The 12952-nt window shown below is 66.6% G+C and carries 17 protein-coding genes; 16 read left to right on the forward strand and 1 reads right to left on the reverse strand.

Going from position 1 to position 12952, the window contains the following annotated elements; translation table 11 throughout:
* Positions 1–27 precede the first annotated feature (27 nt).
* From AC4ELS_RS21620 to AC4ELS_RS21635, 4 genes are all read left to right on the forward strand, one after another.
* The gene (locus AC4ELS_RS21620) at positions 28–552 is read left to right on the forward strand and encodes an NUDIX hydrolase (RefSeq protein WP_499049252.1); all 525 of its coding nucleotides are present in this window, start codon (positions 28–30) and stop codon (positions 550–552) included.
* 52 nt (positions 553–604) lie between these two features.
* Positions 605–2032, forward strand: a complete 1428-nt coding sequence (locus AC4ELS_RS21625) for an NAD(P)/FAD-dependent oxidoreductase (RefSeq protein ID WP_499049474.1) — start codon at positions 605–607, stop codon at positions 2030–2032.
* Positions 2029–2358, forward strand: coding sequence for a cupin domain-containing protein (locus AC4ELS_RS21630; RefSeq protein WP_499049255.1), 330 nt, complete (start codon positions 2029–2031; stop codon positions 2356–2358). Before AC4ELS_RS21625 ends, AC4ELS_RS21630 begins: the two co-directional genes overlap by 4 nt.
* Before the next feature lie 76 nt (positions 2359–2434).
* Positions 2435–3142: a TetR/AcrR family transcriptional regulator gene (locus AC4ELS_RS21635; RefSeq protein WP_499049257.1), complete on the forward strand. Its 708-nt coding sequence runs from the start codon at positions 2435–2437 to the stop codon at positions 3140–3142.
* 62 nt (positions 3143–3204) lie between these two features.
* Here the strand turns inward: AC4ELS_RS21635 and AC4ELS_RS21640 are convergent, their stop codons facing one another.
* Positions 3205–3750, reverse strand: a complete 546-nt coding sequence (locus AC4ELS_RS21640) for a TetR/AcrR family transcriptional regulator (RefSeq protein WP_499049259.1) — start codon at positions 3748–3750, stop codon at positions 3205–3207.
* 78 nt (positions 3751–3828) lie between these two features.
* On the opposite strand from AC4ELS_RS21640, the gene AC4ELS_RS21645 reads away from it, so the two are divergent.
* The 12 genes from AC4ELS_RS21645 to rpsE all read left to right on the forward strand — a co-directional run bounded on the left by AC4ELS_RS21645 (position 3829) and on the right by rpsE (position 12950).
* Complete coding sequence (locus AC4ELS_RS21645) at positions 3829–5070, forward strand: MFS transporter (RefSeq protein WP_499049261.1); 1242 nt, start codon at positions 3829–3831, stop codon at positions 5068–5070.
* A gap of 54 nt (positions 5071–5124) precedes the next feature.
* Positions 5125–7476, forward strand: coding sequence for an arylsulfatase (locus AC4ELS_RS21650; protein ID WP_499049263.1), 2352 nt, complete (start codon positions 5125–5127; stop codon positions 7474–7476).
* 22 nt (positions 7477–7498) lie between these two features.
* A complete protein-coding gene (locus AC4ELS_RS21655) occupies positions 7499–8200 on the forward strand; it encodes a hypothetical protein (protein WP_499049264.1) in 702 nt (233 codons plus the stop codon).
* A 36-nt stretch (positions 8201–8236) separates the two neighbouring features.
* The gene (locus AC4ELS_RS21660; protein WP_499049266.1) at positions 8237–9112 is read left to right on the forward strand and encodes a formylglycine-generating enzyme family protein; all 876 of its coding nucleotides are present in this window, start codon (positions 8237–8239) and stop codon (positions 9110–9112) included.
* A 256-nt stretch (positions 9113–9368) separates the two neighbouring features.
* Entirely contained in the window at positions 9369–9737 is a 369-nt protein-coding gene (gene rplN / locus AC4ELS_RS21665; protein WP_003883432.1) for a 50S ribosomal protein L14, read from the forward strand.
* Positions 9737–10054 carry a 50S ribosomal protein L24 gene (gene rplX, locus AC4ELS_RS21670; RefSeq protein ID WP_003883431.1) on the forward strand — a complete coding sequence of 106 codons (318 nt, stop codon included), beginning with the start codon at positions 9737–9739 and terminating at the stop codon, positions 10052–10054. Before rplN ends, rplX begins: the two co-directional genes overlap by 1 nt.
* Positions 10054–10617, forward strand: a complete 564-nt coding sequence (gene rplE, locus AC4ELS_RS21675) for a 50S ribosomal protein L5 (RefSeq protein WP_055109951.1) — start codon at positions 10054–10056, stop codon at positions 10615–10617. The genes rplX and rplE overlap by 1 nt, the downstream gene beginning before the upstream one ends.
* Before the next feature lie 4 nt (positions 10618–10621).
* Positions 10622–10807, forward strand: a complete 186-nt coding sequence (locus AC4ELS_RS21680; protein WP_003892855.1) for a type Z 30S ribosomal protein S14 — start codon at positions 10622–10624, stop codon at positions 10805–10807.
* 99 nt (positions 10808–10906) lie between these two features.
* A complete protein-coding gene (gene rpsH / locus AC4ELS_RS21685; protein WP_029106887.1) occupies positions 10907–11305 on the forward strand; it encodes a 30S ribosomal protein S8 in 399 nt (132 codons plus the stop codon).
* 13 nt (positions 11306–11318) lie between these two features.
* Positions 11319–11858, forward strand: a complete 540-nt coding sequence (rplF, locus tag AC4ELS_RS21690) for a 50S ribosomal protein L6 (RefSeq protein WP_055109950.1) — start codon at positions 11319–11321, stop codon at positions 11856–11858.
* Between the two features lie 2 nt (positions 11859–11860).
* Positions 11861–12268, forward strand: coding sequence for a 50S ribosomal protein L18 (rplR, locus tag AC4ELS_RS21695; RefSeq protein ID WP_055109948.1), 408 nt, complete (start codon positions 11861–11863; stop codon positions 12266–12268).
* Positions 12269–12293: 25 nt separating this feature from the next.
* Complete coding sequence (gene rpsE, locus AC4ELS_RS21700) at positions 12294–12950, forward strand: 30S ribosomal protein S5 (RefSeq protein WP_072279034.1); 657 nt, start codon at positions 12294–12296, stop codon at positions 12948–12950.
* The last annotated feature ends 2 nt before the right edge of the window (positions 12951–12952 follow it).

Consider the following 12952-nt stretch of genomic DNA (forward strand, 5'->3'; position numbering starts at 1 on the left):
CGGTGCGCCGCCCGCTAACGTGACGACGTGACCGACGAACTCGTCAACGTTTACGACACCGACGGCAATGTGACTGGCGCGGCGCCACGTTCACGTGTCTACGCCGAGGGCTTGTGGCACGCCAGCGCCGGAGTGCTGGTGCGTTCTGTGGACGGGACCCGCATCTACGTCCACCGCCGCACCATGACCAAGTCGGTGTTCGCCGGCATGCACGACTGTCTGGCGGGCGGGGTCGTCGACCCGGGGGAGACGCCGCTGCAGGCGGCAACCCGGGAATTGGCCGAGGAACTCGGTATCAGCGGCGTGCCGTTGAGACCGATGGCCTCGGTTGTCTGGAACGGACAATGGGCCGGAAAGCCCATGCGTTGTCACCTTTTCGCGTTCGAGGCACACTGGGACGGCCCGATCAAACACCAACCCGAAGAGATCGTGGACGGCTGGTGGTGGACGGATGAGGAGCTCGCGGCGCATCTGGCTGATCCGTCCTGGCCGTTTGTGCCCGATACCCGGGTACTGATCCCGCAGCTGCTGCGCTTACGTCAACGCCCTTGAGGTAGTGCTGCAGATCCGTCTTACTGGGTAGTACCTCACTGCCCAGGAAGATATCGTGCAAACCGTTTTCGAACGAAACACCCCCGCCACCGGCCTCGTCGACCGCGCGCTGGCCACGACTGCGCTCCAGCCGTTCTGGCTCGACGACATTCCTGGTCAACGCGCCTACCCGGGGTTGGTCAAGCCCTCGTCGCGCTACGACCTGATCGTGGTGGGCGGGGGGTACACCGGCCTGTGGTCCGCCTTGCTGGCAAAGCAGCGTGAGCCGGGTCTACGGGTCGCCCTCATCGAAGGTCAGACGATCGGATGGGCGGCCTCGGGCCGCAACGGCGGTTTCGTCGAGGCGTCGCTCACCCACGGTGCCGAGAACGGCCGCAGCCGCTGGCCCGACGAGATCGAGATTCTCGAGCGGCTGGGGCTGGAGAACCTCGACGGCATCGAGAAGACCGTCGATTCGCTGGGCCTGGATTGCGACTTCGAGCGGACCGGCTCGATCGCCGTGGCGGTCGAGCCCTACCAGGCAGCCGAACTGGCCACCGCGGTGCTGCGGCCGGATCAGGTGTACTTCGACCAGCAGGCGATCCGTGCCGAGGTGAACTCGCCCACCTACCTTGCCGCAGTGTGGTCCAAGGACGCCGCCGCGCTGGTTCACCCGGCCAAACTCGCGAGTGAACTCGCCCGCGCCGCAAGCGAACTCGGTGTCGAGATCTTCGAGAACAGCAAGGTTCTCGGTCTGGGCCAGGACCGTCGGGGCGGGCCGCTGTCGGTGCGCACAGAGCGGGTGACCGCCTACGCCGACCGAGTGATCCTGGCGACCAACGGGTTTCCGTCGCTGCTGAAGCGATACCGCTACCACACGGTGCCGGTGTACGACTACGCCTTGATGACCGAGCCGCTGACCGATACCCAGCTGGCCGAGATCGGTTGGGGCAACCGGCAAGGCATCAGTGACATGTCGAACCAGTTCCATTACTACCGGTTGTCGAAAGACAATCGCATTCTGTGGGGCGGGTACGACGCCATCTATCACTTCGGCGGCCGGATCCGGCCTCAGTACGAGGACCGCGATGCCACCTACCGCCGGCTTGCCGGCCACTTCTTCACCACGTTCCCGCAACTCGAGGATGTCAGCTTCACGCACCGCTGGGCCGGCGTGATCGACACCTCGACGCGGTTCTGTGCGTTCTTCGGGTCCGCGTACGGCGACCGTGTCGGGTATGCCGCCGGGTTCACCGGGCTCGGCGTCGCGGCCACGCGTTTCGCCGCCGAGGTGATGCTGGACCGTTTCGCCGGCACGCCGACGGTTCGCACCGAACTCGACATGGTCCGGTCTATCCCGGCGCCGTTCCCCCCGGAGCCGTTGGCTTCGGCCGGGATTCAGGCGACCCGGTGGTCACTCGACCGCGCCGACCATCGTGAGGGCCGCCGCAATGTCCTGCTGAAGGCGCTCGACTCCGTCGGACTCGGGTTTGACTCGTGAGCGCGGGTGTCGACGCGTCGAGTCTGGCGCTCGACCACGCTCCGCTGCCCGGTGAGTCTGTGGTGAACGGGGCGCCGACCACCGGCCATCGTGACGTGACATCGTTGGCCGGTCTGACGGTGGGCATCTGGGAACACACGCCCGGCGTCTCCCGGGACGTGGAGTCGGACGAGGTGTTCGTCGTCCTGAGCGGGGACGCCAGCATCGCGTTCGACGACGGTTGCCCGACGATCGATCTGCGGCCGGGCAGCCTGGTTCGCCTGCATGCCGGACAGCGCACCACCTGGACGGTCAGGGAGACGCTGCGGAAAGTCTTCGTCGCATAGCGTTTCCATGCGCCGAGGCGCGGTGGACCGCACAATGTGTCGCAGGCGTTGACATAAGCGCCGGGAGGCAGTGCGGATGAGCCGAACATTGAAGTCCGAGTCGCCGCGGCGACGACGGCGACAGACGAAACAGGGCGTGGTGCTGTCCGAGCAGCTCATCGTCGAGGCTGCCCTGCGCGTGTTGCAGTACCACGGCGCGGCCGGCCTGAGCGTCAGGCGCCTGGGTGTCGCACTCGGTGCCGACCCGACCGCCCTGTACCGCTACTTCCGTGGCATCGAGGACGTGGTGCTGGCGATCACCGACGAGCTGTTGCGACGAGTGGTGGAAGGATGGGAACCGACCGGCCGCTGGCGGGACGACATGCGGGAACTCGGGTTGCGCCTGCACCGTGTCTACCTCGAGCATCCGCAGGCCGGGGTGCTGGCCGCGAGCCGGGTGACCGGGGGCGCCCACGAGATCCGGATCATCGAAACGGTTCTGGGCTCGCTACGGTCGGCCGGCTTTCCCGAGCGGGAGGCCGTCGAGGTGTATCACGCCTTCATCGACCAGATGCTGGGGTTCGCCGCGCTTGACGCGGCTTTCGAAGCCTTGCCCACCGAACACCAGAAGCGCGACGACGACAAGTGGCGGGACACCTATGCGCAGCTGCCCGCCGAGAACTATCCGAACATCGCCGCCACCAGCGGTCTGCTCGATGAGTCGATGCGGCGCAGTGCATGTGAATCAGCTCTGGATCTGCTGCTCGACGGTATTGCCGCGCGACTGGAGGTCCGTCGGCCGTGACCGGCGCTCACCCTGCCTTGACGGCGATTCCGTCGGCGGCACGCACCGGTGCCCGGTCGCCGTCATTGAGCGGTGTCTGAGGTGGCGGTGATCCGATCGATCACGGCCAGCAAGCCGTCGTCCTGTTCGGCCGTTGCAACGTGGCCGCCGAGCGCGCGGTGCAGAGCGCTGTAATAGAGGCCGTCGCCCATGAGTTTGACCGCGCGGGCCACGTCGAGGTCGCCGAGGGCGTCGTGCAGGACGTCGAGCCAGTCGGCCGAAACGGTTTCGATGACCGTGCGGGCATGGCCATCGCCCGCCTGCTGCAACCGGGACACCGCCACCAGGGCGCGATCGAGCGGTGTGCCCGCGTAGTGCGAGGACCGGATGTAGTAGCGCGCCGGCCCGTCCGGAGCTGTGCGCATGGCTTCCACGTCCTCGGCCGCCAGTGCCAGCAGCCGGTCGCACAATGCGGCGGCGAGCCGGTCCTTGGACGGAAAGTGGTAGAGCAGACCGCCTTTCGACACACCCGCTTTGGCGGCCACCGCGTCGAGGGTGGCGTGGCGCTCGCCTTCGACGGCGAGTACATCCTCATAAGCGTCGAGGATGCGGTCCCGCGACGAAGCCATTCCGAGAGCTTACGACAATGCCATGGAACTGTACCGTCTGGACGGTATAGTTTATGCCGGTCACGTCGGTCGAGTCACATGGAGAAGCTGGTCATGCGGGTGTATCGCGACGTGCTCCGGACTCCCGGTGTCCTCAATGTGACGGCGTCGCAGCTGTTCGCCCGCCTCCCGCTGGGCATGCTCAACCTGGCGATCCTGCTGCACGTGCAGTCGAGGACGGAGTCCTACGCACTGGCCGGCGCGGCGGTGGCGTGCGTCAGCATCGGGGAGGCGCTGGCGATGCCCGTCACTGCGCGCCTCGCCGGCCGCGTCATGGCGATGACCCTGATCGTTGCGGCCCTGACCAATGGCGCCGCGATGCTGGCGCTGGCGTTCACCGGTGCCTCTGCGCCGCTGTTGCTGATGCTGGGGGTGCTCATCGGTGCATCCGTGCCGCCACTGATGCCCGTGGTTCGGGCGCTCTACCCGCAGTTGGTGCCCGGCGACGGGGTCCGGGCGTTGTTCGCATTCGACACCACCGCACAGGAACTGATCTGGGTTGTCGGTCCGGTGGCCACGACCTTTTTCGCCTCTGCGCTGTCGACTGCGATGCCGCTGGTGGCATCCGCGGTCGTCACCATCGTCGGGACCGGGTGGTTTCTGTTGAGTGCCAGCCATCTTCGGCCGCACACGGGCAGCGGCGCATCAGCGTTCGGCCGGGTCATCGCCAACCGCACCGTCATCCTCGCGATGGTCACCAGCCTCGCGCTGGTCGCCTCGTTCATGGCCCTGGAAGTCGGGATCGTCGCCGCCCTCGGACGCACCGGGGTCACCGCGGGCCTCGCGATCGCCGTGGCCAGCGCGGGATCCCTGGTCGGAGGCTTGGTGTTCGGGCACCGGCGATTTGGGCTCACGGGGCTGGTGGCCGCGTTGGGAATCGTGGCTGCCGGGACGGTGGTGTTCGGCCTCGTCGATCACCTCGTCCTGCAGTTCTCCGCTTTGTTCGGATCGGGATTGGGCTTCGCCCCGGCGATGTCCGCGGTTTATCTCTTGGTGTCGCGCGAGATCGAAGAGCACTCGGCAGCAGAGGCGTTCGGATGGCTCAACAGCGCAGCACTGGTGGGTGGGGCGGCGGGTACCGCCCTCGCCGGCGTGGCCGCCGACGCGCATGGCGCCCACGGTGCCGTCGTGGTGTCGGCGGTGCTGGCCACGCTGGCCGCCTGCAGCCCGATCGTGGCTCGGATGGCCGGTCCGCTAAGAGGTCTCGGTGATCAACCTGAGCCGGCAAATTACCGGTCGGCAACGTCAATTTGCCCGGTGCAAGCCGGCGAGCAGGTGTAACCTCCTCCGCGACAGGCTTACTGGTGCCGAATCGCCAACCGGAGTGAGGTCGCCATGGCAACCGAGTTCAACGGCAAGATCGAACTGGATATCAGGGATTCCGAACCGGACTGGAGCCCCTACGCGGCGCCCACCGCTGTCGAGAACGCGCCGAACGTTCTGTATCTGGTGTGGGATGACACCGGCATCGCCACCTGGGACTGCTTCGGCGGCTTGGTGGACATGCCCGCCATGAGCCGGATCGCCGAACGCGGAGTTCGGCTGTCGCAGTTCCACACCACGGCACTGTGCTCGCCCACCCGCGCGTCACTGCTCACCGGTCGCAACGCCACCACGGTCGGGATGGCCACCATCGAAGAGTTCACCGATGGATTCCCCAACTGCAACGGGCGGATTCCGCTGGAGACCGCCCTGCTCTCGGAGGTGCTCGTCGAGAACGGCTACAACACCTACTGCGTGGGCAAGTGGCACCTGACTCCGCTGGAAGAATCCAACCTCGCTGCCACCAAACGGCATTGGCCTTGCTCGCGGGGATTCGAGAGGTTCTACGGATTCATGGGCGGCGAGACCGATCAGTGGTACCCGGACCTGGTGTACGACAACCATCCCGTCGATCCGCCGGGTACGCCCGAGCAGGGGTATCACCTCTCGCAAGACCTCGCCGACAGGACCATCGAGTTCATCCGGGACGCCAAGGTGATCGCCCCGGACAAACCCTGGTTCACCTACCTGTGCCCGGGTGCCGGGCACGCGCCGCATCACGTGTTCAAAGAGTGGGCAGACCGGTACGCGGGTCGGTTCGACATGGGCTATGAGGCCTACCGGGACATCGTGCTGGAGAACCAGAAGCGGATGGGCATCGTGCCTCCCGACACCGAGCTGTCACCGGTCAACCCCTATGCGGACGTCAAGGGGCCCAACGGCGAACCGTGGCCCACGCAGGACACGGTCCGGCCGTGGGAGTCCTTGTCGGCCGAAGAGAAGCGGCTGTTCGCCCGGATGGCCGAGGTGTTCGCCGGATTCCTGTCCTACACGGACGCCCAGATCGGCAGGGTGCTGGATTTCCTGGAAGAGACAGGACAGCTCGACAACACGATCATCGTGGTGATCTCCGACAACGGGGCCAGCGGCGAGGGAGGGCCGAACGGGTCGGTCAACGAGACGAAGTTCTTCAACGGCTACATCGACACCGCCGAGGAGGGGCTCAGGTTCATCGACCGCCTAGGGTCACCGGAGACCTACAACCATTACCCGATCGGGTGGGCGATGGCGTTCAACACCCCCTACAAGCTGTTCAAGCGTTACGCCTCCCATGAGGGCGGGATCGCCGACACCGCGATCATCTCCTGGCCCAACGGGATTGGCGCCCATGGCGCGGTGCGCGACAACTACGTCAACGTCTGCGACATCACTCCCACCGTGTACGACCTGCTCGACATCACGCCCCCGGCCAGCGTTCGCGGAGTTCCGCAGAAGCCGCTGGACGGAATGAGTTTCAAAGTGGCACTGGATGATCCGGACGCTCCGACCGGGAAAGAGACCCAGTTCTATACGATGCTCGGCACCCGTGGCATCTGGCACAAGGGGTGGTTCGCCAACTCCGTGCACGCGGCCACTCCCTCGGGATGGTCCCACTTCGACGCCGACCGCTGGGAGCTGTTCCACATCGAGGCCGACCGCAGCCAGTGCCACGACCTGGCTGCCGAACATCCGGAAAGACTCGCGGAACTCCAAAAGCTGTGGTTCAGCGAGGCCGACAAGTACAACGGCCTGCCGCTGGCCGACCTCAACATCCTCGAGACGATGACCCGGTGGCGGCCCTACCTGGTGGGGGAGCGGTCCCGCTACACCTACTACCCGAACACCGCGGAAGTTGGCCTGGGCGCGGCCGCCGAGCTGCGCGGGCAGTCGTTCACCGTGCTTGCCGACGTGACCGTGGACGGCGATGACACGCAAGGCGTGTTGTTCAAACAAGGTGGCGCGCACGGCGGTCACGTCCTGTTCATCGCCGGCGGGCGGCTGCACTACGTCTACAACTTCCTCGGTGAACACGAGCAGTCTCTGGTCTCACCCGATCAGATCCCGTTGGGGCGGCACATCTTCGGTGTGCAGTACGAGCGGACCGGCACCGTCGAGGGCAGCCACACCCCGCTGGGGAACACCACCCTGTATGTCGACGACGCCGCGGTGGCCACGCTCGACGGAATGCAAACCCACCCCGGCATGTTCGCGCTCGCCGGGGGTGGCATCTGCATCGGCCGCAACACCGGATCGGCGGTGTCGCAGCAATACCGGGCACCGTTCGCGTTCGGCGGCGGCACCATCGGGCAGGTCACCGTCGACCTGTCGGGCGAGCCGTACCGGGACCTGGAGAGGGAACTCGCTGTCGCGTTCTCCAAGGACTGAGGGGACTGGAGGGGGCTGATCGATGAGAGTGAACGCCATCTGGGTGGGCGCGTGTGCGTTGGCGCTGCTGGTGCTGTCGGGCTGCGGGGACGGCGTCGACATCGCGGATCCACTCGCCGAAACCACGACGGCGGCGGCGCCCGTCACGACACTGCCCGTGACAACGCCTCAGCGGGAACGTCCGTCGGAGTTCGCCGTGCCGGCTTACGGGGTCGAGCCGACCACCACGAGGGTGCTGGCTCCGGGCGAGGTCACCTGCCCGCCCCCGGCCGGCCCGACCGTCACCGCCGGGAGCCAGGCGCCCGGCTCGCCGACGCTCACCGTCGCCGTGCCCGAAGGGTTCACCGAGGTGACACCGCATGCGGCAGCGGTGCGGCTGACCGGCCCGGCGGGGATGACCGCCGAGATCACGCTCACCCCGACGACGCGGACCGCCCGGGCGGATTTCGAGGAGTACGCCGACGATCGTGTCGCGAAGTACCCGATCAACAGCGTCAGCGTGCTGCCCGGGGACCTGTGCGGTTACAGCGGGCAGAAGCTGATGGGCATCCTGGCGGAGCGGCCGGGAAAGGGCATCGAGTATGCCGACCGGGTCGTGCACGTATGGACCAATCAGGGCGCTTTCCTGGCCGTGGTGCGGCTCGAAGCCCCGAGTGAGACGCCGGGTTTCGACGAAGCGAGTTCGGCGATGCTCGCCGACTTCGGAATCGCCATGCCGGGCTGAACCGACCGATGGCCGGGCGCGACTAGCCTCGGTGGCGTGGCCACCGAACTCATCGAGCTTCCCGGCGGGACCTTCCGGATGGGCTCGACGGCGTTCTACCCCGAAGAAGCCCCTGTGCACGCCGTGACCGTCGGTGCGTTCGCCATCGAACAACATCCGGTCACCACTGCCCAGTTCGGCGCGTTCGTCGAGGCCACCGGATACGTGACGGTCGCCGAACGGCCGATGGACCCCGCGTTGTATCCCGGTGTGGACGAGGCGGACCTGGTGCCCGGCGCCCTGGTGTTCAGGCCCGCCGAGGGCCCGGTCGACCTGCGGGACTGGCGGCAGTGGTGGGACTGGGCGCCCGGCGCCAACTGGCGTCGGCCCTTCGGCCCCGACCGCGAACCCGCCGCACCGGACCACCCCGTCGTGCAGGTCGCCTATCCCGATGCGGCGGCCTACGCCGCCTGGGCCGGCCGCCGGCTGCCCACCGAAGCCGAGTGGGAGTACGCCGCCCGCGGGGGAGTCGAGGGCACCTACGCCTGGGGTGACGAGGTCACCCCAGGCGGAGCGCTCATGGCCAACACCTGGCAGGGCCGGTTCCCGTATCGCAACGACGGCGCGCTGGGCTGGCGTGGCACCTCACCGATCGGAAGCTTCCCGGCCAACGCGTTCGGCTTGGCCGACATGATCGGCAATGTGTGGGAGTGGACCACCACCCGATTCGCCGGACATCACCGGCCGGATGCCGACGCGCCGGCGTGCTGCCCACCGCCCGCGGACCCCGATCCGATGGTGAACCAGGTGCTCAAGGGCGGTTCGCACCTCTGCGCGCCGGAGTACTGTCACCGCTACCGCCCGGCCGCGCGATCACCGCAGTCACAGGACAGCTCGACCACCCACATCGGGTTCCGCTGCGTGACGAGCTGACCCCGCGACGCACTCACGCCGAGTGTGCGGTGCAGATCGCGTTTCAGCCCGCAGATGCGATCTCACCGCACGTTCGGCGAGTAGATCTGCCGCGATTTGGTGCATTCGCCGTGCTCACCTACTATGTAGGGGTTGCCTTGGGCAGACCTCGGTTGACTGCTGTTTAAGAGTCGGCCCTGCGTGCCCTTCGGTAACAAAGACCGCGCACGTCCAGGTCGGTATCTGGCGTGCATACAAATCCAGGTCAGGAGATCGAGTGATTCAGCAGGAATCGCGGTTGAAGGTCGCCGACAACACGGGCGCCAAGGAGATCTTGTGCATCCGCGTGCTCGGTGGCTCATCGCGACGCTACGCCGGCATCGGTGATGTCATCGTTGCGACCGTCAAGGACGCCATCCCCGGCGGCAACGTCAAGCGCGGCGATGTCGTCAAGGCCGTCGTGGTCCGCACCGTCAAGGAGCGTCGCCGCGCCGACGGCAGCTACATCAAGTTCGACGAGAACGCGGCCGTCATCATCAAGGCCGACAACGACCCGCGCGGTACCCGCATCTTCGGGCCGGTCGGCCGCGAACTGCGCGAGAAGCGCTTCATGAAGATCGTTTCGCTGGCGCCGGAGGTTTTGTGATGAAGGTCCACAAGGGCGACACCGTTCTGGTGGTCTCGGGCAAGGACAAGGGCGCGAAGGGCAAGGTCATCGAGGCCTACCCGACCCGCGACAAGGTTCTGGTCGAGGGCGTCAACCGGATCAAGAAGCACACTGCCCAGTCGCAGAACGAGCGTGGCGCATCGTCGGGTGGCATCGTCACCCAGGAAGCCGCCATCCACGTGTCCAACGTGATGGTGGTCGATTCCGACGGCAAGCCGACTCGTGTGGGTTACCGCGTCGATGAAGAGACCGGCAAGAAGGTCCGCATCGCCAAGACCAATGGCAAGGACATCTGATGACCGCACCAGAAAAGGTTCAGCCCCGCCTGAAGCAGCGCTACCGCGAAGAGATCCGCGAGGCGCTGAACAAGCAGTTCGAGTTCGACAACGTCATGCAGATCCCAGGCGTGGTCAAGGTTGTCGTCAACATGGGTGTCGGTGACGCCGCCCGTGACGCCAAGCTGATCAACGGCGCGGTCGCCGACCTGGCCTTGATCACCGGCCAGAAGCCGGAGATCCGCAAGGCCCGCAAGTCCATCGCACAGTTCAAGCTGCGCGAGGGCATGCCCATCGGCGCGCGCGTCACGCTGCGCGGCGACCGGATGTGGGAGTTCCTGGACCGGCTGATCTCCATCGCCCTGCCCCGTATCCGCGACTTCCGCGGCCTCAACGGCAAGCAGTTCGACGGCACCGGTAACTACACCTTCGGCCTCAACGAGCAGTCGATGTTCCACGAGATCGACGTCGATTCCATCGACCGTCCCCGCGGTATGGACATCACCGTGGTCACCTCGGCGACCAACGACGACGAAGGCCGTGCGCTGCTGAAGGCGCTGGGCTTCCCCTTCAAGGAGAACTGAGCACATGGCAAAGAAGGCGCTGGTCCACAAGGCCAACAAGAAGCCCAAGTTCGCGGTTCGCGCGTACACGCGGTGCAACAAGTGCGGTCGCCCGCACTCGGTCTACCGCAAGTTCGGGCTCTGCCGTATCTGCCTGCGCGAGATGGCGCACGCAGGTGAGCTGCCCGGTGTGCAGAAGTCCAGCTGGTAATCCAGCCGGCATCTGCGCAGTAGACCACACAGACCAATCCAAACAGGTTGCGGAAGGCCCTGAACAGGGAACCGCCGCGAGGAAGGTGAGCCGGTTGTCATGACGATGACTGACCCGATCGCAGACTTCTTGACACGTCTGCGCAACGCCAATTCGGCGTACCACGATGAGGTGACCCTGCCCCACTCGAAGATCAAGGCGAACATCGCCGAGATCCTCAAGAAAGAGGGCTACATCTCCGATTACCGCACCGAGGATGCCCGCGTCGGCAAGTCCCTGGTGGTGTCGCTCAAGTACGGCCCCAGCCGTGAGCGCAGCATCGCCGGGCTGCGTCGCGTAAGCAAGCCCGGTCTGCGGGTTTACGCAAAGTCCACCAATCTGCCTCGGGTGCTCGGCGGCCTGGGCGTGGCGATCATCTCCACGTCCTCGGGCCTGCTCACCGACCGTCAGGCGGCACGAAGCGGCGTGGGCGGCGAAGTCCTCGCCTACGTGTGGTGAGGGGATAGAAGACATGTCGCGTATTGGTAAGCAGCCGGTCCTGGTTCCCGCCGGGGTCGATGTGACGATTGACGGCCGCAACGTCTCGGTCAAGGGCCCCAAGGGCACCCTGACCCTCGATGTCGCCGAGCCGATCACCGTCGAGCGCAACGAAGACGGCGCCATCGTGGTCAGCCGTCCCGATGACGAGCGGCGCAGCCGCTCCCTGCACGGGCTCTCCCGCACCCTGGTGGCCAACCTGGTCACCGGCGTCACCGAGGGCTACACCCGCAAGATGGAGATCTTCGGCGTCGGCTACCGCGTCGCACTCAAGGGTTCCAACCTGGAGTTCGCACTCGGCTACAGCCACCCCGTGGTGATCGAGGCGCCCGAGGGCATCACCTTCGCCGTCGAGACGCCCACCAAGTTCTCGGTCACGGGTATCGACAAGCAAAAGGTCGGTCAGATCTCCGCGGTCATCCGCCGCCTGCGCCGCCCCGACCCGTACAAGGGCAAGGGTGTGCGTTACGAGGGTGAGCAGATCCGCCGCAAGGTCGGAAAGACAGGTAAGTAACCATGGCTGCAAAGACTCAAGCTGCCGCCGTCCGCAAGCCGGTGGGGCAGAACATCTCTGAGACTCGCCGTAACTCCCGGCTGCGCCGGCACGCCCGGTTGCGCAAGAAGGTCTCCGGCACCGCCGAGACCCCGCGTCTGGTGGTCAACCGCTCGGCACGGCACATCCACGTCCAGCTCATCGACGACCTGGAAGGCGTCACGCTGGCGGCTGCCAGCTCGATCGAGGCCGACGTGCGTGCCGTCGAGGGTGACAAGAAGGCGCACAGCGTTCGGGTCGGTCAGCTGATCGCCGAGCGTGCCAAGGCTGCCGGCGTCGACACGGTTGTGTTCGACCGCGGTGGCTACACCTATGGCGGCCGGATCGCCGCGCTGGCGGATGCCGCGCGCGAGGGCGGGCTGAAATTCTGATGACTGTCAACGAGAGGACTGCATGATGGCCGAGCAGGCAACTGGTGCCGGCGGCCCAGGCGCTTCCGACAACCGCGGTGGCCGTGGCCGCCGCGACGACCGCGGTGGCCGTGGTGGCCGCGACAGCGGCGAGAAGAGCAACTACATCGAGCGCGTGGTGTCGATCAACCGCGTCTCCAAGGTGGTCAAGGGTGGTCGGCGCTTCAGCTTCACCGCGCTGGTCATCGTCGGTGACGGCAAGGGCATGGTTGGCGTCGGCTACGGCAAGGCCAAGGAAGTTCCGGCCGCCATCGCCAAGGGCGTCGAGGAGGCTCGCAAGGGCTTCTTCCGGGTTCCGCTGATCGGCGGCACCATCGTCCATCCGGTTCAGGGCGAAGCCGCTGCCGGTGTGGTGATGCTGCGTCCGGCCAGCCCGGGTACCGGTGTGATCGCCGGTGGTGCGGCTCGCGCGGTGCTGGAATGCGCTGGCGTGCACGACATCCTGGCCAAGTCGCTGGGCAGTGACAACGCGATCAACGTGGTGCATGCCACCGTTGCCGCGCTGAAGATGATCCAGCGTCCCGAAGAGGTGGCGGCCCGTCGCGGTCTGCCCCTCGAGGACGTGGCGCCGGCCGGCATGCTGAAGGCCCGGCGCGAGAGCGAAGCGCTTGCTGCCGCAGCAGCGCGTGAGGGATCGGCATAACC

The organism is Mycobacterium shunyiense (genome assembly GCF_058270035.1).